We start from the raw sequence: 21,240 nt of genomic DNA on the forward strand, positions 1-21,240 counted from the left end.
AGCCTTTGCCGGGGCGACGCTTCCGGCCAATGGATCAGACCCGAGCACCGCTCTCCACCCACCAACCCCAGCTCTTCGCGCCGTCGCGTGACCCTCTCTCTGCGCCCTCCGCGCCTCTGCGCGAGTTCTCCATCGCCGCCCCCACTGGCCCTCCCTCCACCGCCCGGCTATGCGCACCGGCATGACCGCACCTGCCCCCAAGCCGTGGATCGCGGCGATCGCTCCCTATGTGCCCGGCCGCGCGACCGCCGATGACGGGCGGCGCGTCGTCAAGCTGTCCTCGAACGAGAACCCGCTCGGCACGCCCGACACCGCGCGCGAAGCCTATCGCGGCGCCGCGACCGAGCTGGAGCGCTATCCCGACGCCAGCGCCGCCGAGCTGCGCGCGGCGCTCGCCGCGCATTACGGGATCGAGGCCGACCGGATCGTCTACGGCACCGGCTCGGACGAGGTGCTCCACCTCGCCGCGGGCGCGTTCGCCGGGGTCGGCGACGAGATCATCCATGTCCGCTACGGCTTCGCCGTCTACGACATCGCCACCCGCCGCGTCGGCGCGGTGCCGGTGGTCGCGCCCGACCGCGACTATGCGACCGATGTCGACGCGATCCTGGCGCGGGTCACCGAGCGGACGAAGGTGATCTTCGTCGCCAATCCCAACAATCCCACCGGCACCTATACGTCGCGCGAGGACATCGCCCGGCTCCATGCGGCGCTGCCGCGCGACGTGCTGCTGGTGATCGACCAGGCCTATACCGAATATCTCGATCCCGAGGACGACGACGGCGCGCTGGCGCTGGCGCGCACCGAGCCCAATGTGCTGGTCACGCGCACCTTCTCCAAGATCTTCGGCCTCGCCGCCGAGCGGATCGGCTGGGGCTATGCCTCGCCCGCGATCATCGACGCGATGCACCGCATCCGCGCGCCCTTCTCCTTCGGGATCGGCGCGCAGCGCGCGGCGATCGCGGCGCTCGACGCGCATGACTTCATCGCCGCCAGCCGCGACCATAATCGCACATGGCGGGGCTGGTTCGAGCGACAGATCGCCGCCCTGTCGAACCACGGCCTGCGCGCGGTGCCGAGCAAGGCCAATTTCGTCATGGTCCTGTTCGAGGGCGCGCTCACTGCCGGGGCCGCCTATCAGGCCCTGATGGCCGCCGGCTATGCGACCCGCTGGCTGCCCGGCCAGGGCCTCGCCCATGGCCTGCGCATCACCATCGGCGCCGAGGCGGATATGCGCGCGGTCGCCGAAATCCTCCGCACCGAGGCGGAACGCGCCGGGTGAGCGACGCTGCGCCCTTCTCCAGCGTCGCGATCGTCGGGCTGGGGCTGATCGGCTCCTCGGTCGCGCGGGGCGTGCGGCGCTATATGCCGGGCGTGCGCATCGCCGCCTATGATGCCGATCCCGCCGTGCGCGACACCGCCCGGCGGCTCGGCCTTGCCGACAATATTCCCGACACGGCCGCAGAGGCGGTGGCGGACGCCGCGCTCGTCATCCTCTGCGTGCCGGTCGGCGCGATGGGGGCGGCCGCGCGCGACCTCGCCGGCGCGCTCGCCCCGCACGCGCTCGTCACCGATGTCGGCGGGTCGAAGGAGAGCGTCCTCGCTGCGCTCCGCGCAGCCCTGCCCGATGCGCTGATCGTTCCCGGCCACCCCGTCGCCGGCACCGAGCATAGCGGGCCGGAGGCGGGCTTCGCGACGCTGTTCCGCGGCCGCTGGTGCATCCTGACCCCGGACGAGGGCACGCCAGACGCCCCCGTCGCCGCGCTGCGCGCCTTCTGGGAGGCGCTGGGCGCGAATGTCGAGCTGATGACCCCGCGCCATCACGACCGGGTGCTCGCCGTCACCAGCCATGTCCCGCACCTCATCGCCTATGCGATCGTCGGCACCGCCTCCGACCTCGAACAGGTCACCGAGAGCGAGGTGATCAAGTTCTCCGCGGGCGGTTTCCGCGACTTCACCCGCATCGCCGCCTCCGATCCCGTCATGTGGCGCGACGTCTTCCTCAACAATCGCGAGGCGGTGCTGGAGATCCTCCAGCGCCTGACCGAGGACGTCACGATGCTCCAGCGCGCGATCCGCTGGGGCGATGGCGATGCGCTGTTCGACCTGTTCACCCGCACCCGCGCGATCCGCCGCTCGATCATCGCCGAGGGTCAGGACGACGCCGCCGTCGATTTCGGTCGCCGCCACGACGATTCGGCTTGAACCTGCGTGCCCTGCCCGGCGTTGATCGGGCGAAAGGGTTATTGCTTGCCGGCCTGTATCAACGCCATCGGCGTCGCCGTTCCCGACCATGACGTCCACGCCGCCTTCATCGACTGGGCGGAGCGGCGGGTCGCGCCCGAATCGCGCCGGCTGTTCCAGCGCATGGCGAACCGCGCCGGCATCGGCCATCGCTGGTCGGTGCTGCCGCCTGCGCCCGATGACGGTGCGCCGACCGCGCCCGGCGGCTTCTACGCCGTCGATCCGCTGCCCGGCACCGGCGCGCGCATGGCCGTCTATGCCGAGGCTGCGCCGGCGCTGGCCCTCGCCGCGGTCGAACGGCTGGCGGCGCAGGTGTCGCTCGCCGGCATCACCCATCTCGTCGTCGCCAGCTGCACCGGCTTCGTCGCGCCCGGCCTCGACCAGATCGTCGCGCGCCGGCTGGGGCTGGCGGGGTCGGTCGAGCGGCTGCTGATCGGGTTCATGGGCTGCTATGCCGGGGTCGTCGCGCTGCGCACCGCGCGCCACCTCGTCCGCTCGGAGCCGGCGGCCCGCGTCCTCGTCATCGCCTGCGAGCTGTCGACGCTCCATTTGCAGGACACGCCCGATCCCGAAAGCCTGCTCGCCCAGCTCCAGTTCGGCGACGGCGCGGCCGCGGCGCTGGTCACCGCGGACGAGACCGGCTTCGCGCTCGATGCGCCCTTCGCCGCCACCCTGCCCGACAGCGACGCGCTGATCCGCTGGACGATCACCGATCGGGGCTTCGTCATGGCCCTGTCGGGCGAGGTGCCGCGCCGGATCGGCACCGCGCTCGCCGATCCCGCCTTCACCGCGACCGTCACCGCCGGCCATGGCGCGGCGGCGATCGACGGCTGGGCGGTCCATGCCGGCGGCCGCTCGATCCTCGATGCGGTCGGGCAGGCGCTGGCGCTGCCCGCCGACGCGCTCGACGCCTCGCGCGCGGTGCTGCGCGACCATGGCAACATGTCCTCGGCGACCCTGCTCTTCACCCTCGCCCGGATGCTCGCCGGGCCGCCGGTGTCGCAGGGCGTCGCCCTCGCCTTCGGCCCCGGTCTCGCCGCCGAGGGCCTCGGTTTCCGGAGCGTGCGATGCTGAACGATCCCCTGCTCAAGGACCGGCTCGTCGCCGAGGAGCTGATGGACTCCGAGCGGCTCGATACCGACACCTATGCCGCGGTGATGGCCGATCTGGCGCGGGTCAACCGCGTCACGCTGGCGGCGCGGCCGACCCTGGCCTTCCTGAACCGGCTGGCGGCGGATCGCCGCTCGCTCCGCATTCTCGATGTCGGTTTCGGCGATGGCGACATGCTCCGCCGGATCGAACGCTGGGCGGCGCGCAGGGGCATCGCGGTCGAGCTGGTCGGGATCGACCTCAATCCGCGCAGCCTCCACGCCGCGCGGCTCCATACCCCGCCCGGCTCGTCGATCCGCTACCGGATCGGCGACTATGAGCTGATGGGGCGCGGCTGGGATGCGGTCATCTCCAGCCTCGTCGCGCATCACATGACGCGGGTCGAGCTGGTCGCCTTCCTCCGCTGGATGGAGGGGCATGCCGGCGCGTGGTTCGTCAACGACCTCCATCGCCACGCCGTCGCCCATCGCAGCTTCCCGCTGCTCGCGCGGATCATGCGCTGGCATCCGATCGTGCGCCATGACGGCACCGTCTCAATCGCCCGTGCCTTCCGCCCGCCCGACTGGGCGACGCTGCTCGGCGAGGCGGGGGTGCGCGAGGCGCGGGTGTTCCGCGCCTTTCCCTTCCGCCTCTGCGTCGAGCGGCGATGCGCCATCACCAGCCGCTGATCCTGGGCGGCGGCCCGGCCGGGGCCGCGGCGGCGATCGCGCTCGCCCGCGCCGGCCATCGCCCGCTGCTGCTCGAGCGGACGCGCGAGACCGGCGATGCGCTCTGCGGCGGCTTCCTCAGCTGGCGGTCGCTCGCGGCGCTGGCGCGGCTCGGCATCGAGCCCGACACGCTCAACCGCCGCCGCATCGACCGGGTTCGGCTCTTTGCCGGGGAGCGGATGGTCGAATCGCCCCTGCCCCGCCCCGCGCTGGCCGTCTCGCGCCGCACGCTCGACGCGGCGCTGCTCGCGAAGGTCGACCGCGTCGAGCGCGGCGTCGCCGCCCGTACGGCGGAGGCGGGCGCGGTGCGGCTGGCCGATGGCGCGATGCTCCACCCCGCCGCCCTGTTCCTCGCCACCGGCAAGCACGATTTGCGCGGCCTCGCCCGGCCGGAGGCGGCACGGGGAGCCGATCCGGTGCTCGGCTTGCGCGTCCGCCTGCCCGCCTCGGCCGCGCTCGACCGGCTGGTCGGCGACACGATCGAGCTCCACTGTTTCGCCCGCGGCTATGCCGGGGTGGCGCGGCAGGAGGATGGCAGCGTCAACCTGTGCATGGCGGTCCACCGCTCGCGCCTCGACGCCGCCGGCACCCCCGCCGCGCTGCTCGCCCTGCTGGGCACCGAGTCACCGGCGCTGGGCAAGCGACTCGCGCACATGGCCGATGCGCCGGCGATCGATGCGATCGCCAACGTCCCCTATGGCTGGCGTCAGCGCGCCGGCACGCCCGGCCTGTTCCGCCTCGGCGACCAGGCTGCCGTGATCCCCTCGCTGGCGGGCGAGGGCATGGGCATCGCCCTCGCCAGCGGCGTCGCCGCCGCCGCCGCCTTCGTGCAGGGCGGCCCCACCGCCGCCGACCGCTACCAGCGCCGCTTCGCCCGCGCCGCAGCGCGGCCGATGGCGGTGGCGGGGCTGTGCTGGCGCCTCTCCGAACGCCCCGCCGCGGCGCGCTGGCTTGCCGTCATGCCGCCGGCCCTGATCCAGGTCATCGCCGGGCTCACGCGGATCGGGCACGCTTCCGTACAGAGACGATCCTCTTGATCGGACAGCGGGGGCGAACGACATCATGGCCATGGACCAGATCAATCTTTCCGAAGCCGAATGGCGGCGTCGCCTGACGCCCGAGCAATATCACGTCCTGCGCGAGGCGGGCACCGAGCGCGCCTATGCCGGCGCGCTGACCGACAACAAGGCCGACGGCATCTATCGCTGCGCGGCCTGCGCCAATGAGCTGTTCGACAGCGCCGACAAGTATGACAGCGGCTCGGGCTGGCCCAGCTTCACCCAGCCCATCGCGCCCGACCGGGTGTCCGACCATAGCGACCACAGCCACGGCATGGTCCGCACCGAGACCCGCTGCGCGCGCTGCGACAGCCATCTCGGCCACGTCTTCCCCGACGGCCCGCCGCCCACGGGCCTGCGCTACTGCATGAATTCGATCGCCCTGGAATTCCGCCCGCGCAAGGGGTGATTCCTCCCCGGCACGGGGAGGGGGACCATGCGCAGCATGGTGGAGGGGGATAGCCGCAAGCGGCGCCCGTTCCACCTCCGCCTCCCCGGCGAAGGCCGGGGCCCAGTTGGGGAACATACGTGTTGGAGCGGAGCGCTCCGGTACGGCAACCTTCCCAACTGGGCCCCGGCCTTCGCCGGGGTGACGGTAAGGACGTATAGGACGAAGCGAAGCGCCCAGCGGCAAACCCCACCCCCCCGCTTGCTGCCGCCGTGGTTACCGCGTATTTGCCACGTCGCTCATGGCCCGTCCGCGTACCGCAACCCGTTCGTCCCGGTCGCCTGCCCCGCTCTGGCGGCGGCGTGTGATGCTGGCCCTCAAGATCCTGATCGGGCTGGGGGTGCTCGCCTTCGGTGCGCTGGTCATCGCGGTCTATGTCGCCCGCTCGCAGCTGCCGAGCTTCGAGGAGCTGAAATCCTCGCCCAACGGCCAGATGATCCGCGTCCACGCCGCGGACGGGTCGGTGATCGTCTCGCTTGGGCCGAGCTATGGCGAATGGCTTCCCTATAATCGCATCCCGGAGGCGATGCGCGACGCCACCGTCGCGGTCGAGGACCGGCGGTTCCGCTCGCATCCGGGCGTCGACCCGGTCGGCATGGTCCGCGCCCTGTGGGTCAATTACGAGCGCGGGCGCAACGTGCAGGGCGCCTCCACCCTCACCCAGCAGCTGGCGCGCACCGTCTTCCTCAACAGCCAGAAGAAGTTCGGCCGCAAGTTCCGCGAGGGCATCCTGGCGCTGGCGCTGGAGCGCAAGTTCAGCAAGGACCAGATCCTCGAACTCTACCTCAACAAGGTCTATTATGGCGGCGGCGCCTATGGCATCGACGCGGCCAGCCGCAAATTCTTCGGCCATGGCGCGGACCGGCTGAGCCTCGCCGAGGCGGCGGTGATCGCCGGCCTGGTCAAGGCGCCGTCCAACTATTCGCCCACCGCCGATGCCGATGCCGCGGTCGGCCGTGCCGGCGTGGTGATCGACCAGATGGTCCGCTACGGCTATATCAGCCAGGTCCAGGCCGAACAGGCCGATCCCCGCTCGCTCAAGCTCGCGCCCGAGCCGCCGCAGAACAGCGCGCGCTACTTCACCGACTGGGCGCTGCCCCAGCTCGACATGCTGATCGACGAGACCCAGGCCCCGCTGGAGGTGTGGACGACGATCGATCCCGCCATGCAGCGCCAGGCGGATGCCGCGGTGCGCGCCAACGTCCCCGCCGGGGCGCAGGGCGCGCTGGTCAGCCTCGACCGCGACGGCGCGGTGCGGGCGATGGTCGGCGGCACCGACTACGTCACCTCGATCTACAACCGCGCGACCCAGGCGCAGCGCCAGCCCGGCTCCGCCTTCAAGCTGTTCGTCTACCTCTCCGCGCTGGAAGCAGGCCACAAGCCCGAGGACGTGGTGGTCGACGAGCCGGTGACGATCGACGGCTGGAGCCCGCGCAACGATTCGCGCCGCAACTCCGGCAACGTCACGCTCCGCACCGCCTTCGCCTATTCGCTCAACACGGTGGCGGCGAAGCTGGGGCAGGAGGTCGGCTTCAACACCATCGCCGACATGGCGCGCCGCTTCGGCATCACCACCCCGATCAACACCCATCCCGCCATGGTGCTCGGCACCAGCGACGTGCGGCTGATCGACATGACCCGCGCCTTCGCCAGCGTCGCGGCCAAGGGCGTGGCGGTGGTCCCCTATGGCATCACCCGCGTCACCGCCAATGGCGAGACGATCTACACGCACGAGGTCGATCGCAGCCGCGTGCTCGTCGCCCCCTACGTCGCCGCGGCGATGACCGACCTGCTCCAGACCGCGGTCAATACCGGTACCGGTCGCGAGGCGCAGATCGGCCGGCCGGTGGCGGGCAAGACGGGCACCACCACCTCGCTGCGCGACGGCTGGTTCCTGGGCTTTTCCAGCGGCCTGACCACCGGCGTCTGGATGGGCCGCGACGACGCCAAGCCCGTGCGCGGCCTGCATGGCGGCACCGCCCCCGCCCGCGCCTTCGCCGCCTTCATGCGCCCCGCCACCGCGACGCGCCCGATCGAGCAGTTCGACACCCAGGTGACGCTGCCCGAATGGCAGCTCGAGCCCGATGAGGAGAGCTATTTCGGCGCGCCCGACAATACGAGCTTCGTCGACGAGAATGGCGAGCCGGTCGCCCAGCCCGCCGACCAGCCGCCGCCCGTCCCGGTCGAGGGCGACGATACGCCCCGCGCGCCCGCGCCGCGCACCCCGCAGCAACAGCTCGACGATCTGATCGACAGCGTGTCAGGCCGCGGCGGCGCCCCCGCCCCGGCGGGCGGCGCGGAGGGCCAGCCGCGCCGCGATCCCGCGCCCCGCCGCGACGTGCCCGGCACGCCCCCCGCCGCGCCCGTCCCCGCGGCGCGCCCACCTCAGGACGTCCGCCCGATCCAGTGAAGCCCCGCCCCGTGCGCGCGCAGCCAGGCGCGCGACGGGGCCGGGTCTGCGCCGTACAGCTCCGCCACCAGCGCGTGAAAGGCGGGGCCGTGGTTCATATGCACCCGATGCGCCACCTCATGCGCCACCGTCGCCCGGCGGACGCAACCGGGGGCGAGGATCAGCCGCCAGCTATAGCGGATCACCCCCGTCGCCGCGCAGCTGCCCCAGCGGCGCAGCGGATCGCCGACCGCGACCTTCGCCACCGTCACCCCGGCCCTGGCGGCATATTCCGCCGTCTCCTCGGTCAGCCGGTCGAGCGCGGCGCGGCGCAGCCACGCCTCGACCCGGCGGGCGATCGTCTCCTCCGGCCCGGCGACGCGCAACTCGTCCCCGACGCACAGTAGCGCCCGCCGCGGCCCCTCCTCGCGCACGATCGTGAGGGCGCGGTCGGCGACGGTCAGCACCGTGCCCGGCGCGAAGGGCCGCGCCACCGGCAGCTTCGCCCGCTGCGCCGCCAGCCACTCCGCCTTGCCTTGCGCCCAGGCGAGCGCGGGCTGGAGCGGCGCGCGGCGCGGCAGCACCAGCCGCGCCCGCCCGCTCGCGGGATCGACCGACAGGGTGCAGCGCCGCGCCCGCGCATGGCGGACGATCTCCAGTCCGGCGATGCCCCCGCCCGCGTCGCTCACAGGATGCGGTCGACCAGATGGTCCTCCATGTCGCCGACATCGTCCTCGCTCACCGTCCAGCCGCGCACCGACTGGCCGGCCGCATGGACCGCCTCGCGGTCGCCGCACACGAGATAATGCCAGTCGGGCAGCGCCTCGCCGTTCGCGCGCAGCCGATAGGCGCAGGTGGAGGGCAGCCAGTCGATGTCGCGCACATTGCCTGCGGTCAGCCGCACGCATTCGGGCACATAGGCGCGCCGGTGCCTGTAGTCCGAACAGAAGCCCGTCCGCCGGTCGAGCAGCCGGCAGGCGACATTGGTCGGGAAGACCTCGCCCGTCACCTCGTCCTCCAGCTTGTGGACGCAGCATTTGCCGCAGCCGTCGCACAGCGCCTCCCACTGGCCGCGGTCGAGCCGCTCGATCGGCGTGTCTTCCCAGAAGCGCGTGGTCATCGGCCCGTCGTCATTTCACCCATTGGCGGATCGCCTCGGCCACCGCATCCGCGCCCTTGTCCTGCGGGACGAGCGCGATCGGCCGGTTGTCCGGATCCATCAGATAGGTCTGGCGCGAGTGATCCACCAGATAGCCGCCGCCCGGCTGCGCCGCGCCCTTGGCGGCATAGATGGCATAGGCCTTCTTCGCCGCCTCGATCGCGTCGCGGCTGCCGGTCAGCCCGACGAGGCGCGGGTGGAAGGCGGCGGTGAACTGTTTCAGCACCGCGGGCGTGTCGCGCTCGGGATCTACGGTCACGAAGATCGGCACCACCTTCGCCGCCAGCGTCGGATCGCTCGCCTCGACCTGCTTCAGCCCCGCCGCGATCGAGGCGACGTCGGTCGGGCAGACATCGGGGCAGAAGGTATAGCCGAAATACATCAGCCGATACGAGCCGGGGAAGCTCCGCTCGGTGACGGTGCGGCCATTCTGGTCGGTGAGCGAAAAGGGTCCGCCGATCCGTGCCCCCGCCAGCGGGGCTGCGGCGTTCTGCTCAGGAGCGGCGGGCTGGCAGGCGGCGAGCGCGAGCAGCATGAGCGGGATCAGGCGGCGCGGGTTCATGGCGCAGCCACCCTTGATCTGTTAGCCCGGCCCGCGCAAGCAGCACCGGTGGACCCGAGGACGACTTCCATGACTGCCAGATTCCTTCTTCCCGCCGCGCTCCTCCTGGCGCTCGCTGCCCCCGCCGGCGCGCAGATCCAGTCGGAGAGCTACAAGTTCCTGCAGGCCGTGAAGGAGGCCAAGGGCAATGAGGTGATCGACATGCTCGATCGCCCCGGCAGCAACATCATCAACACGCGCGAGGTGACCACCGGCGACGGCGCGCTCCACATCGTGGTGAAGCGCGGCGACGACAAATATCTGCGCTACCTGCTGCAGAAGGGCGCCGACCCGAACCTGCGCGACGGCAAGGGCAACACCCCGCTGGTGCTCGCGGTCCAGCTCGGCCAGCGCGACCTGGTGCCGATCCTGGTCGCCGCGCGCGCCAATGTGAATCTCGGCAACGCCTCGGGCGTCACCCCGCTGATCCTGGCGGTGCAGGCGCGCGACATCGACCTCGTCCGCACGCTGCTCGCCGCCAATGCCGATCCCGACCAGCGCGACATGATGGCCGGCCAGTCCGCCCGCGACTATGCCGACGCCGACCCCCGCGCCGGCGCGATCGCCAAGCTCTTCGCGGACACGCCGAAGCGCGCCAAGCCGCAGGTGGCGGGGCCGAAGCTGCGCTGAGGGAGTGGCGTCGCCGGGCGTCATCCGCATCGCGATGATCGTCGCCCCGGCGCAGGCTGTGACCCTTGTGAAAGCCTGCGTGTTCAACAGCTCTCGTCCACCCCGGCGGAGACCGGGGTCCAGTTTGGTGAAGCTTCGCGATAACTTACTGCCGTCACCCGACTGGACCCCGGCCTTCGCCGGGGTGACGATGGGTAACCGCTATCGGCGCGACTGTTGATCCCCGCGCAGGCGGGACCTCGACACAAGCCAGCGCCGTCAACACTTCGCGTCCACCCCGGCGAAGGCCGGGGTCCAGTTGGGCGAAGCTTCGCGCTAACTTACTGACGTCTCCCGACTGGACCCCGGCCTTCGCCGGGGTGACGATGGGAGAACTCTATCGGCGCGACTGTTGATTCCCGTGCAGGCGGGACCTCGACACAAGCCAGCGCCATCAACAACTCTCGTCCACCCCGGCGAAGGCCGGGGTCCAGTTGGGCGAAGCTTCGCGCTAACTTACTGCCGTCTCCCGACTGGACCCCGGCCTTCGCCGGGGTGGATCGAAGAGTTTCGCAGAGGCCTTGCGCAAACGGTGACGACGGAAATCACCGCTCCAGCGCGGCCCCCTACCCCGCCAGCCCCGCCCCTTCCGGATCCATCAGCGCCGTGACCCGCCGCGCCGCGCGGCGGGCGAAGGCGAGCGTGCACCGCTTCCGCGCATGGGCCGCCAGCGGATGGGTATGCGCCTCGCGCACGATCTCCGCATCATAGCGGTCGGCGACGATCACCCCCGTCCGCGCCGGCAGAAAGGCCGGCGTATCGAGCGGGCGCAGGTCGAACCCGGCCGGCACCGCCCAGAAGAAGCGGTCGCAATGGTCGAGATAGTCGGGCCATTTGCCGTCGCCCATCAGGTCGGCGCGCGACACCTTGATCTCGACGATCACGATCTGGCCGCGCGGATCGAGCGCCATCAGATCGGCCCGCCTCCCGCCCTCCAGCGACACCTCCGCCATCGGCGCCAGGTCGTGCCGCAGGAGCAGTCGCGCCACCCCCCGCGCCACGTCCGCGGCGCACAGCATGGGATCGTTACCGTCGAGACAGGAAGGCGGAGCGACGTCGAGCATCGCCTCGTCATAGAACATCAGGGGAACATGGCAAGAGCCGCCGGCGGGAAGTTGCGTGGCGCAAGTGCGTGCTGTTCCGAAGGGTTCGCCTCGGCGCGAACTGCGGCCCGTCCCGACAGATCGGGACCGAGCCGCATCGAGTCCTGACCTTACCGGCCCTCGCGAAAAAGCCACTTCCGCCATCTCGCAGAGGTGAAGCCTCTGCGAAAGCTCTCCGTCCACCCCGGCGAAGGCCGGGGTCCAGTCGGGAAACGGCAGTACGTCATCGCAAAGCTTCACCCAGCTGGACCCCGGCCTGCGCCGGGGTGGACGCGGAATGGTGACCGCTCGGGCCTTCGCAGAGGTCTCGCCTTTGCGGGGATGACGGCCTTTGGGCAGATGCCCTGCCGGCGCCGCGATGACGGAAGGATCCGGTCTCCATCCGCCCCCACGAAAAAGCCGCCCGAAGCGCCCAACGGCACCCCGGACGGCTCCTTCCCGTCACACCGGCAGGGTCAGCCCGGCCGCGCCATCATCGATAGAAGACGTGGTTCCCGATAGCGGCGATCTTGCGGATGCCGGCGCCGGGCGAGCGGCCGTGCGCGTTGAAGTAGAGCGCGTTCGACGCGGCCGAGTCCCACATGTCGGCCAGCGCCACGCGGGCGACGGCGACGGCGGTGCGCCAGCTGGTGCGGCCCTGGTCGATCGCGGGGATGCGGCCGTCGCGGACGAAGCCGAACTGGCCGCGCTGCTTGATCACGCTGCACAGGTCGGTCGGGAAGCGACCCGACTTGGCGCGGTTGATGACGACTTCGGCGACGGCGAGCTGGCCGGTCAGCGGCTCGCCCTTCGCCTCGAAATAGATCGCGCCGGCGAGGCAGCGGGTCGCCTCGTCCATCTCGGCGGAGGCATCCTGCGCGGCGACGGCGTCGGCGAGGGTCGCGAAATCCTGATCGTCCTGATCGGCCTGCGGGCCGGTCTGCTCGGTGGGAGCGGGCGCCTCGGGCGCCGCGGGCTCGACCACGGTGGCGGTCGTCTCGACCGCAGGAACCATATGGGGCGCCAGCGTGTTGATCGTGGCGAGGCCGGGAGCTGCGATCAGCGACTGATCGAGGCCGGTGGCCCAGCCGGGCGAGGTGGTCAGCAGCCCGGCGGCAGTCAGGGTCATGGCCGCGAAAGACGCGACCCGCGAAATCAGGGTCATTCACTCGAAACGATATGCGGTTGGATCACGGCACGACCGCTCAGGAAGCGATCGTCCGGGCTGCCCCCCGACTGCGTAACCGACCCGGATCGCACCCGGCCACGGCACAACGCCTTTGACGATGGCCCCCGCTCGCCCGCCGGCCCGCGCGCGTCAACTCGCCGCGATCGTTTCGGCGACGAGTCGTTGCGCACCCGCGACGATCAGTTCGATCACCCACAGGTCGGGATCGCGCGCGCGGCGCCGCTGCCAATAGCCGGTCACGTCGTCGCGCGGGGTCGACTCGATCAGCGCCGGCGCGCCGTCGGGGCCGAGCCCGCGCTCGAACAGCCGCTCGCGGCCGTCCTCGACGACCAGCGCCAGGATGCCGCCCGCCTGGGCATCGCCCTTCGCCAGCACCATGCCCGATCCGCCCGCATCGTTCGCCCGGCGCAGCATCGCGCCGACCAGCAGGCCGCTTGGCAGCCGGTCCATTCAGCCCGCCGCATAGCCGGGCAGGCCGGCCAGCGCGATGCGCGAGCGCATGAAGGTGCCGGTGCCCCGCGCCACCTCCTCGCCCTCGGCATCGATCAGCCGCGCCTCGCCGACGAACACCCGCCGCCGGCCGGAGATCCAGCGCCCCTCCGCCACCACCGGCCCGGGCCCCAGCGGCTTGGTGAGCAGCAGGTTGAAGGCGGTGGTCAGCAGGAAACGGTCGCTGACCAGGCTGTTGCACGCATAGAAGGCGGCATCGTCCAGCATCTTGAAATAGCTGGTGCCGTGGGCCGCGCCCGCGGCGTGGAAATGCCGCTCGTCGAGGGTGAAGCCGATCCGCGCCACCCCCTCGGCCACGATCGTCAGCGTCGATTCGAAGAAGCGGTTGATCGGCGCGGCGGCATAGAGCCCCTCGAGCGCGCGGAAATGCGCCGCCTGCCCGGCCAGTCCCGCCTCAGGCGGCATGCCGGGTTTCGGCGGTGGTGAACAGCGCATAGAGCGCATCGCGCGAGCCCGCGCCGCGCAGCTTGGCGAGGAACGCCTGGTCGCGCATCCGCCGCGACACCCGCGCCAGCGCCTTGAGATGGACCGAGCCCGCGCGTTCGGGCGAGAGCAGCGCGAAGACGAGGTCGACCGGCAGGTCGTCGACCGCCTGGAACGCCATCGGCTGGGCGAGCCGGACGAAGACGCCGACCGGCGCCTCCAGCCCGGCGAGCTTGGCATGGGGAATCGCGACGCCGCCGCCGAAGCCGGTCGATCCGAGCTTCTCGCGCGCGCCGAGCCGCTCGGCGACCAGCGCGGGATCGAGCCCGGCGGACGTGGCGGCGATGGCGGCGACCTGCTGGAACAGCGCCTTCTTGCTGGCGACCGCGAGCCCGGCGAGGACCGCCTCGGGGCGCAGCAGGTCGCTGAAATCGGTCATTGCGAGACTCTGAATGAAACGCCCCTCGCGCGGCCCTTAGAAGCGGGCGGCGGGGGTGGCAAGCGCGGGCGGCCTATCAGGGGTCGGGGATGACGCAGGCGACTGCGCACAGGGCGAAATGTTCGATGGGTCCACCACCTATCGTCGTGCCCAGCAAACGAGCCTGCAAAGCCAATGTCATCCCAGCGAAGGCTGGGATCTCCCGGTTATGGCGCGCGGCAAAAGCCGAATAAGGCCCCAGCCCTCGCTGGGGCGACGGTTCCGGCCGCGTGGAACAGCCCCTCGGGGATAGGGAGGGGAGGCCAACGGCCCCCCTCCCGCGAAACATTACCCCGCCTGGCCGGCGCTCACCCGCTGCGGCTCGACCCAGCCGATCGTGCCGTCGCCGCGGCGATAGACCATGTTGTAGGCGCCCGTGCCCGAATTGCGGAACAGCAGCGCGGCGGTGTTGCGCAGGTCGAGCATCATCACCGCGTCGCTGACGCTGGCGTCGGGCACGTCGACCCGCGTCTCGGCGATAATGAGGGGCGCGTCGCCCGCCTCGTCCTCGTCCACCTGCTCGGCGAACAGCGTGTAGCCGGCATTGTCGTAGCCGGTCGCCTCGGCCAGCTCGATCGCGGCCCCGGCGTTGCGGTCCTTCAGCCGGCGCATGTAGCGGCGCAGCTGCTTCTCGATCTTCTCGGCCGCGCCGTCGAAGGCGGGATGGGCGTCATGCGCCTCATGCCGGCCCTTGAGCACCAGGCCCTTCATCACGTGCATCACGACGTCGCACTTGAACCCGACATCGTGCGGGCCCTTGCCGAACGTGATCTCAGCCGAGATGGCGCGGCTGAAATACTTGTCCGCGATACCCTGGAGCCGGTCCTGCACATGGGTCTTGAGCGCATCGCCCGTCTCGACCTGATGACCTGATACCCGGATATCCATCGTCTTCTCCTTCCATCCCGACGGTCCTGTTGGCTCCGTCCGGTCGCGGCGTCATCCGGACGCCCCGGCCCCCCAGATCGGATCACTGATCCCCTTCATGAACGCCGCATGCGCGGCAAGTTCTCCCTCGGGGACGGTGAAAACCCGCGGTGCGCGCTGCCGGCGCGGCGTTTCGGCGACGATCGGGCCCGTATCGGCGACGACCAGCGTGTCGGCCAGCCCCAGCCCGATCTGCCGCCCGCCGAGCAGCTCGACATAGACCTGCGACAACAGCTGCGCGTCGAGCAGCGCGCCGTGATGGACGCGGTGCGAGCGATCGATGCCGAAGCGGGTGCACAGCGCGTCGAGCGTATGCTTCGCGCCCGGATGGCGGGTGCGCGCGATCTGCAGCGTGTCGACCATCCGCGTCCTGTGGCAGATCGGCGGAAAGCCCAGCGCGCCCAGCTCGCCGTTGAGGAAGCCGAAGTCGAATCCGGCATTGTGCGCGACCAGCGGCGCATCGCCGAGGAAATCGAGCAGCTCCGCCACCCCTTCGGCAAAGACCGGGAATTTGGAGAGGAAGGCGGTCGACAGGCCGTGCACCCGCTCCGCCTCGGCCGGCATGTCGCGCTCGGGGCAATAATAGGCGTGGAAGATGCGGCCCGTCTCGACCCGGTTGACCAGCTCGACGCAGCCGATCTCGACCAGCCGGTCGCCCTCGTTGAACTTGAAGCCGGTGGTCTCGGTGTCGAACACGATCTCGCGCATAGGCGCGACGTTATCGGCCTCCGCCCGCCCCCATGCAAGCGATCACCGCGCGCACCGCCGCGCGCGTGTCGGCGAGCGGGACGTCGGTCGCGATGACATGATCGGCGCGGGCGCGCTTTTCGGCATCGGGCAGCTGGCGGGCGAGGATCGCGGCGAACTTCGCCTCGGTCATCCCCGGCCGCGCCAGCACGCGGGCGCGCTGCACCGCGGGGGCGGCGGAGACGACCGCGATCCGGTCCACCCCCCCTTCCCCGCCCGTCTCGAACAGCAGCGGGATGTCGAGCAGGACGAGCGGCGCGTGCCGATGCGCGGCGAGGAAGGCGGCGCGGGCGGCGAAGACGGCGGGATGCACGATCCGCTCCAGCCGCGTCATGGCGTCATCATCGGCCAGCACCGCCCGGCCGAGCGCGGCGCGATCCACGCCGCCCGGCCCGGTCGTGCCCGGAAAGGCCGTCTCGATCGCCGGCACCAGCGCGCCGCCCGGCCCCTGCAACCGGTGCACCTCCGCATCGGCGTCGAACACCGGCACGCCGTCCGCCGCGAACATCGCCGCGACGGTCGACTTGCCCATGCCGATCGATCCGGTGAGGCCAAGGCGGATCGTCATGCCGTCAGCAGCGCGCGCAGGGCGTCGTCGCGGTCGCGCGGCGGCTCGGCGCCGAACAGGATGGCGAAGGCGACCGCCGCCTGCCCCACCAGCATCTCCAGCCCGTCGACCGTGTCGAGGTCGCGCGCCCGCGCCGCGGCGAGCAGATCGGTCTCGAGCGGCGCATAGACCGCGTCATAGACCACGGCGTCCTCGGGCAGCGCCGACAGGTCGAGGCTCAGCGGCGGCTGGCCGGTCATGCCGAGGCTCGAGGCGTTGACGAGCAGCGCCGCGGGCGGCGCGGCCGGGCCGAGCGGCAGCGCCTGCCCCTTCAGCCCGAAGGCGGCGAGCAGCCCCGCGGCCTTCAGCACGTTGCGGTTCATCACCGTCACCGGCCCCGCGCCGACCCGGGCCAGCGCCCACAGGATCGCCCGCGCCGCCCCGCCCGCGCCGATCACCGTCACCGGCTTGCCGGCGAGGTCGAGCCCCGCGATCGGCGTCCAGAAGCCCGCGGCATCGGTATTGGTCCCCGCGAGCGTGCCATCCTCCTGCCGGAACACGGTATTGATCGCCCCGATCGTCCCGCGCACGTCGCCCGGATCGGCGACATGGTCGAGCGCGGCGACCTTGTGGGGCACGGTGACGTTGCACCCCCGCCACGCCGGATCGGCCGCCCGCGCGGCGAAATAGCCGGCCAGGTCGGCGGCGGGGACGTGCAGGGCGCGATAGTCAACGTCCAGCCCCAGCTGCTCGGCCCAGAACCGGTGGATGAGGGGCGACTTGGACTGGGCGATGGGATCGCCGATCACCTCGGCATAGGGGCGGGTCATGAGGCGGCCTTATAACATCGCCGCCGCGTCGTAACCCCATCGGGCGGCGAACCCCCCCATCCGTCATTCCCGCGAAGGCGGGAATCCAGACGCGCGGAAGCCTGCCGCATTCCGCGCAACCGTCAGAGGTTCTGGATTCCCGCCTTCGCGGGAATGACGAAGGAAGAGGTCCGACTCTCTCTCTCTCCCGTTTCTCCGGCGAAAGCCGGGGGCCTATGAACGCGAAGCCCGCATAAGGCTCGCAACGTCACCCTTGCCGAACCACCCGAAAAGCCTCGTGCAGAGGCGCAGAGAGCGCAGAGGCACCACCCCGGCCGAAGGATCGCGCGACGCCCCCTCGCCCGCCACCTCCGCGCCTCCGCGCCTCCGCGCGAACCCCTTCTTCCTTCCCGGTCCCACCCTCACACACCTCCGTGAAGATCGCGACGGTGGCATCTTCCGATCGTCATCCCGGACCTGTTCCGGGATCCACGGTACCGCACATTCGACGGCGTGTACGTTTGTGGCGCGGTGGATGCCGGAACACGTCCGGCATGACGGGGAGATATCCCCCCTACCCCGCCATTACCCCCCGCTCGCGCAGATAGCCCAGCACCGGCAGCAGCGGCATGCCGAGGATGGTGAAGTGGCTCCCCTCCACCCGCGAGAAGAGCTGCACCCCCCGCCCCTCGATCCGGAAGCAGCCGACGCAGCCCGCGATCGCCGGCCATTCCGCATCCAGATAGGACTCGACGAACCCCGGCGACAGCGGCCGCACGAACAGCCTCGCGCGTTCGACATGGCGCCAGACGGGCGTGCCGTTCTCGGCGATCACCGCCGCGCTCCACAGCTCGTGCGTCCCGCCCGACATCCGCGCCAGATGCGCGGCCGCCGCCTCGCGGCTTTCGGGCTTGTCGAGCCGGCTGCCGTCCGCCAGCGCGACCAGCGAGTCCGAGCCGAGCACCAGCGCCCCCGTCACCTGCCGCGCGATCTTCAGCGCCTTCAGCTCCGCCAGCGCATCGGCGAGGTCGCGGGGGGACAGGTCGGCGAGCGCGGCCTTGGCCGCCTCCTCGTCCACCCGCGCCGCCACCGCGGCGAAGGGCACGCCCGCCGCCTCGAGCATCGCCCTGCGCGAGGCGCTCTGCGAGGCGAGGATCAGGTCCGGTATCCGGTTCGACATGCGCGTCAGCCCCCTATTTGCCGCCGCGGCGCTGCTGGAAGAGCGAGACCACCGCCGCCGCCGTCTCCTCGATCGAGCGGCGGGTGACATCGATCACCGGCCATCCCTGATCGGCGAACATGCGCCGGGCGAAGGCGATCTCGCGCTGCACCGCCTCTTCCTCGACATAGGGCGTGTCGGGCTGCTGGTTGAGCGACAGCAGGCGGTTGCGGCGGACCTGGATCAGCCGGTCGGCGCTGGTCGTCAGCCCCACCACCAGCGGCCGGCGCAGCGCGAACAGCGCGCGCGGCGGCGGGCTTTCCACCACGATCGGGATGTTGGCGGTCTTGTAGCCGCGATTGGCGAGATAGATGGAGGTCGGCGTCTTGGACGAGCGCGACACGCCCGCGAGCAGGATGTCCGCCTCCTCCCATTCCTCCCAGGCGATGCCGTCGTCGTGCGCGATCGTCCACTGGATCGCATCGACCCGCGCGAAATAGGCCGCGTCGAGCGCGTGCTGGCGGCCCGGCCGCGCCTTGGCCTGCTGCCCCAGCATCGCCGACAGCGCGTCGCTGACCGGATCGAGCGGCGCCACCGCGGGCAGGCCGAGCGTGCTGCACCGCGTCTCCAGGATGCGCCGCGTCGCCGGATTGACCAGCGTGTAGACGACCAGCCCGGGATTCTGCGCGATCTCCTGCAGGATGCGCTCCAGATGCGCCTCGGTGCGGACCATCGGCCAGAAATGGCGCACCGTCTCGACATCGTCGAACTGGGCGAGCGCGGCCTTGGCGATATTCTCCAGCGTCTCGCCGGTCGAGTCCGACAGGAGGTGGAGGTGCAGCCGCGTCAGGGTCATTTTCAGGCACCTTTGGCGGTTCTGTGGATAAGCCGGTGGACCGACGCTAGCGCAACCCGGCGGCCCCGCCAACCGGTGGACAAGCGCCGGTCCATCCACAGCCCGATCCACAGGCGGGCCGATCGTCCACAGCCTGTGGATAACGGGGACGAAGGGGGCGAATCGCGCCGGTTTCCGCGGGCTCCGGCGGGTCAAGCTGTTGGCATTTCCGGCACCGGCGAATAAGCCACGTCACCCACCTGCCAACCCCATCATCATCTCTCTTTTCAATCTTCTTATATAGAGGAAGAAGGCGCTGACCGACGTTGTGAACAAACCGCTGCTGGCGGCGCTGCGGGGCGAGCGGCAGGCTGGGCTGCCGGTCTGGCTGATGCGCCAGGCGGGGCGCTACCTTCCCGAATATCGCGCGCTGCGGGCGGAGAAGGGGGGCTTTCTCGCGCTCGCCACCGATCCCGCCGCCGCGGCCGAAGTGACGCTCCAGCCGATCCGCCGCTTCGGCTTCGACGGCGCCATCCTCTTCTCGGACATCCTGATGGTGCCCTGGGCGCTGGGGCAGGACCTGAGCTTCGGGGCAGGGGAGGGACCGCGCCTGTCGCCGCCGCTGGTCGACCATGCGCTGGCGGCGCTGGAGAGGGCCCCACAGCGGCTCGAGCCGGTCTACGAGACCGTGCGCCGCGTCGCCGCCGCCTTGCCCCCACAGACCACGTTTCTGGGCTTTGCCGGCAGTCCCTGGACGGTCGCGACCTATATGGTGGCGGGGCAGGGGTCGAAGGATCAGGGCGAGACCCGCCGCTACGCCTATCGCGACCCGGGCGCGTTCGCCGCGATCGTCGAGACGATCGTGGCGATGACGATCGACTATCTGGTCGCGCAGGCCGATGCGGGGGTGGAGGCGGTGCAGCTGTTCGACAGCTGGGCCGGATCGCTCTCGCCGGCGCAGTTCGAACGCTGGGTCATCGCCCCCAATGCCGCGATCGTCGCCGGGCTGCGGGCGCGGCGGCCGGACCTGACCATCATCGGCTTTCCCAAGGGGGCCGGGGGCAAGCTCCCCGCCTATGCCCGCGAGACGGGGGTGGACGCGATCGGGCTGGACGAGACGGTTGACCCGGTCTGGGCGCATGGCGCGCTGCCGGCGGACATGCCGGTGCAGGGCAATCTCGACCCGCTCGCGCTGATCGCCGGGGGCGCGGAACTCGACGCGGCGGTGGACCGTATCATCGCCGCGCTGGCCGACCGGCCGCACGTCTTCAACCTGGGCCACGGCATCCTGCCCGACACGCCGATCGCGCATGTCGAGCGGCTGCTCGACCGGTTGCGGGGATGACGGGCGAGGCCGGACGGCAGGGCCACCATTCACCCGTTCGCCCTGAGCCTGTCGAAGGGCATGGGGGCGAGCGACCGATGTTGATGATGCAGGGGACCGAAACATGATCGAGCTTCTCGGCGCCGCCTATCTGTGGATCGTCGCGGCGCATGTGATCTTCGTGATCTTCTGGATGGCGGGGCTGTTCATGCTGCCCCGCTACCTCGTCTACCATCAGGAAGCGCTCGCCGCCGGCCGCAGCGAGGAGGCGGCGCTGTGGGTGGAGCGGGAGGGCAAGATCCGCCACATCATCCTCACCCCGGCGATGATCGTCGTCTGGGTGCTGGGCCTCACGCTGGCGACGGTGGGGCAGCATTGGGGGGCAGGGTGGCTCCATGCCAAGCTGCTGCTGGTCCTGGTGCTGTCGGGCTATCATGGCTGGGCGGTCGGCTATGCCAGGAAGCTCGCCCGCGGCGCGCCGTCGCTGACCGGGCGGCAGCTGCGCATGCTCAACGAGGTGCCGGCGCTCGCCGCGGCGCTGATCGTGATCCTGGTGTTCGTGAAGCCGCTGGGGTGAGGGGGTCCTGATCGTCAGTCCTGCCCCAAACGTCTCCCCAGCGAAGGCGAGACCTTTGCAAAAATCTTCCGTCCACCCCGGCGGAGGCCGGGGTCCAGTCGGGAGACGGCAGTAAGTTATTGCAAAGCTCCACCTAACTGGACCCTGGCCTTCGCCGGGGTGGACGAGGCTTGTTGAACACTCAGACTTTCGCAGAGGTCTCGCGAAGGCTGAGGTTTCCCGGCTGGTAAGCTCAGCGCCTGCCCCAT

24 protein-coding genes are annotated in these 21,240 nt (G+C 71.1%); 10 read left to right on the forward strand and 14 right to left on the reverse strand.

Annotation, left to right across the window (positions count from 1 at the left end; genetic code table 11):
• The first annotated feature begins 181 nt into the window (after window positions 1-181).
• The 7 genes from hisC (at window position 182) to IEX18_RS15125 (ending at window position 7,977) form a co-directional block, all read left to right on the forward strand.
• Entirely contained in the window at window positions 182-1,282 is a 1,101-nt protein-coding gene (hisC, locus tag IEX18_RS15095) for a histidinol-phosphate transaminase (RefSeq protein WP_188659583.1), read from the forward strand.
• Window positions 1,279-2,205: a prephenate/arogenate dehydrogenase family protein gene (locus IEX18_RS15100; RefSeq protein WP_188659584.1), complete on the forward strand. Its 927-nt coding sequence runs from the start codon at window positions 1,279-1,281 to the stop codon at window positions 2,203-2,205. The genes hisC and IEX18_RS15100 overlap by 4 nt, the downstream gene beginning before the upstream one ends.
• 45 nt (window positions 2,206-2,250) lie before the next feature.
• On the forward strand, window positions 2,251-3,318 hold the full coding sequence (locus IEX18_RS15105) for a type III polyketide synthase (RefSeq protein ID WP_188659585.1): 1,068 nt from the start codon (window positions 2,251-2,253) through the stop codon (window positions 3,316-3,318).
• On the forward strand, window positions 3,312-4,022 hold the full coding sequence (locus IEX18_RS15110; RefSeq protein WP_188659586.1) for a methyltransferase domain-containing protein: 711 nt from the start codon (window positions 3,312-3,314) through the stop codon (window positions 4,020-4,022). Before IEX18_RS15105 ends, IEX18_RS15110 begins: the two co-directional genes overlap by 7 nt.
• The gene (locus tag IEX18_RS15115; RefSeq protein ID WP_188659587.1) at window positions 4,001-5,098 is read left to right on the forward strand and encodes an NAD(P)/FAD-dependent oxidoreductase; all 1,098 of its coding nucleotides are present in this window, start codon (window positions 4,001-4,003) and stop codon (window positions 5,096-5,098) included. Before IEX18_RS15110 ends, IEX18_RS15115 begins: the two co-directional genes overlap by 22 nt.
• A 31-nt stretch (window positions 5,099-5,129) precedes the next feature.
• Complete coding sequence (msrB, locus tag IEX18_RS15120; RefSeq protein ID WP_188659588.1) at window positions 5,130-5,528, forward strand: peptide-methionine (R)-S-oxide reductase MsrB; 399 nt, start codon at window positions 5,130-5,132, stop codon at window positions 5,526-5,528.
• A 346-nt stretch (window positions 5,529-5,874) separates the two neighbouring features.
• Window positions 5,875-7,977, forward strand: coding sequence for a transglycosylase domain-containing protein (locus IEX18_RS15125; RefSeq protein ID WP_229664621.1), 2,103 nt, complete (start codon window positions 5,875-5,877; stop codon window positions 7,975-7,977).
• Here the strand turns inward: IEX18_RS15125 and IEX18_RS15130 are convergent.
• The 3 genes from IEX18_RS15130 to IEX18_RS15140 are packed head-to-tail and all read right to left on the reverse strand — an operon-like array spanning window position 7,953 to window position 9,677.
• Complete coding sequence (locus tag IEX18_RS15130; protein ID WP_229664622.1) at window positions 7,953-8,645, reverse strand: M48 family metallopeptidase; 693 nt, start codon at window positions 8,643-8,645, stop codon at window positions 7,953-7,955. The genes IEX18_RS15125 and IEX18_RS15130 overlap by 25 nt on opposite strands.
• The gene (locus tag IEX18_RS15135) at window positions 8,642-9,076 is read right to left on the reverse strand and encodes a YcgN family cysteine cluster protein (protein ID WP_188659590.1); all 435 of its coding nucleotides are present in this window, start codon (window positions 9,074-9,076) and stop codon (window positions 8,642-8,644) included. Before IEX18_RS15135 ends, IEX18_RS15130 begins: the two co-directional genes overlap by 4 nt.
• Before the next feature lie 10 nt (window positions 9,077-9,086).
• Window positions 9,087-9,677 (reverse strand): SCO family protein, encoded by a 591-nt coding sequence (locus tag IEX18_RS15140; RefSeq protein ID WP_188659591.1) that lies wholly within the window; start codon window positions 9,675-9,677, stop codon window positions 9,087-9,089.
• Between the two features lie 69 nt (window positions 9,678-9,746).
• Here IEX18_RS15140 and IEX18_RS15145 point away from each other — a divergent pair, with 69 nt between their 5' ends.
• Complete coding sequence (locus IEX18_RS15145; protein WP_188659592.1) at window positions 9,747-10,346, forward strand: ankyrin repeat domain-containing protein; 600 nt, start codon at window positions 9,747-9,749, stop codon at window positions 10,344-10,346.
• Window positions 10,347-10,951: 605 nt separating this feature from the next.
• Here IEX18_RS15145 and IEX18_RS15150 read toward each other — a convergent pair.
• The 11 genes from IEX18_RS15150 to IEX18_RS15200 all read right to left on the reverse strand — a co-directional run bounded on the left by IEX18_RS15150 (window position 10,952) and on the right by IEX18_RS15200 (window position 19,106).
• A complete protein-coding gene (locus IEX18_RS15150) occupies window positions 10,952-11,449 on the reverse strand; it encodes an MmcB family DNA repair protein (RefSeq protein WP_188660077.1) in 498 nt (165 codons plus the stop codon).
• Window positions 11,450-11,960: 511 nt separating this feature from the next.
• On the reverse strand, window positions 11,961-12,632 hold the full coding sequence (locus tag IEX18_RS15155; RefSeq protein WP_188659593.1) for a cell wall hydrolase: 672 nt from the start codon (window positions 12,630-12,632) through the stop codon (window positions 11,961-11,963).
• A 153-nt stretch (window positions 12,633-12,785) separates the two neighbouring features.
• Window positions 12,786-13,106: a DUF1491 family protein gene (locus IEX18_RS15160; protein WP_188659594.1), complete on the reverse strand. Its 321-nt coding sequence runs from the start codon at window positions 13,104-13,106 to the stop codon at window positions 12,786-12,788.
• The gene (locus IEX18_RS15165) at window positions 13,107-13,571 is read right to left on the reverse strand and encodes a PaaI family thioesterase (RefSeq protein WP_188659595.1); all 465 of its coding nucleotides are present in this window, start codon (window positions 13,569-13,571) and stop codon (window positions 13,107-13,109) included.
• Window positions 13,561-14,028: a PTS sugar transporter subunit IIA gene (locus IEX18_RS15170; protein ID WP_188659596.1), complete on the reverse strand. Its 468-nt coding sequence runs from the start codon at window positions 14,026-14,028 to the stop codon at window positions 13,561-13,563. Before IEX18_RS15170 ends, IEX18_RS15165 begins: the two co-directional genes overlap by 11 nt.
• 327 nt (window positions 14,029-14,355) lie before the next feature.
• Complete coding sequence (hpf, locus tag IEX18_RS15175; RefSeq protein WP_188659597.1) at window positions 14,356-14,955, reverse strand: ribosome hibernation-promoting factor, HPF/YfiA family; 600 nt, start codon at window positions 14,953-14,955, stop codon at window positions 14,356-14,358.
• 51 nt (window positions 14,956-15,006) lie between these two features.
• Complete coding sequence (gene dnaQ / locus IEX18_RS15180; protein WP_188659598.1) at window positions 15,007-15,702, reverse strand: DNA polymerase III subunit epsilon; 696 nt, start codon at window positions 15,700-15,702, stop codon at window positions 15,007-15,009.
• Window positions 15,703-15,712: 10 nt separating this feature from the next.
• Complete coding sequence (coaE, locus tag IEX18_RS15185; RefSeq protein WP_188659599.1) at window positions 15,713-16,309, reverse strand: dephospho-CoA kinase; 597 nt, start codon at window positions 16,307-16,309, stop codon at window positions 15,713-15,715.
• The gene (locus tag IEX18_RS15190; protein WP_188659600.1) at window positions 16,306-17,118 is read right to left on the reverse strand and encodes a shikimate dehydrogenase family protein; all 813 of its coding nucleotides are present in this window, start codon (window positions 17,116-17,118) and stop codon (window positions 16,306-16,308) included. The genes coaE and IEX18_RS15190 overlap by 4 nt, the downstream gene beginning before the upstream one ends.
• 553 nt (window positions 17,119-17,671) lie before the next feature.
• Window positions 17,672-18,277 carry a Maf family protein gene (locus IEX18_RS15195; protein WP_188659601.1) on the reverse strand — a complete coding sequence of 202 codons (606 nt, stop codon included), beginning with the start codon at window positions 18,275-18,277 and terminating at the stop codon, window positions 17,672-17,674.
• Between the two features lie 13 nt (window positions 18,278-18,290).
• Complete coding sequence (locus tag IEX18_RS15200) at window positions 18,291-19,106, reverse strand: pyruvate, water dikinase regulatory protein (protein ID WP_188660080.1); 816 nt, start codon at window positions 19,104-19,106, stop codon at window positions 18,291-18,293.
• 313 nt (window positions 19,107-19,419) lie between these two features.
• Here IEX18_RS15200 and hemE point away from each other — a divergent pair, with 313 nt between their 5' ends.
• Window positions 19,420-20,436 carry a uroporphyrinogen decarboxylase gene (hemE, locus tag IEX18_RS15205; RefSeq protein ID WP_188659602.1) on the forward strand — a complete coding sequence of 339 codons (1,017 nt, stop codon included), beginning with the start codon at window positions 19,420-19,422 and terminating at the stop codon, window positions 20,434-20,436.
• A gap of 103 nt (window positions 20,437-20,539) precedes the next feature.
• Window positions 20,540-20,992 carry a CopD family protein gene (locus IEX18_RS15210; protein WP_188659603.1) on the forward strand — a complete coding sequence of 151 codons (453 nt, stop codon included), beginning with the start codon at window positions 20,540-20,542 and terminating at the stop codon, window positions 20,990-20,992.
• Window positions 20,993-21,240: the final 248 nt, after the last annotated feature.

The sequence above is a fragment of the Sphingomonas metalli genome, from assembly GCF_014641735.1.
GTDB classification, from domain to species: Bacteria; Pseudomonadota; Alphaproteobacteria; order Sphingomonadales; family Sphingomonadaceae; genus Sphingomonas; species Sphingomonas metalli.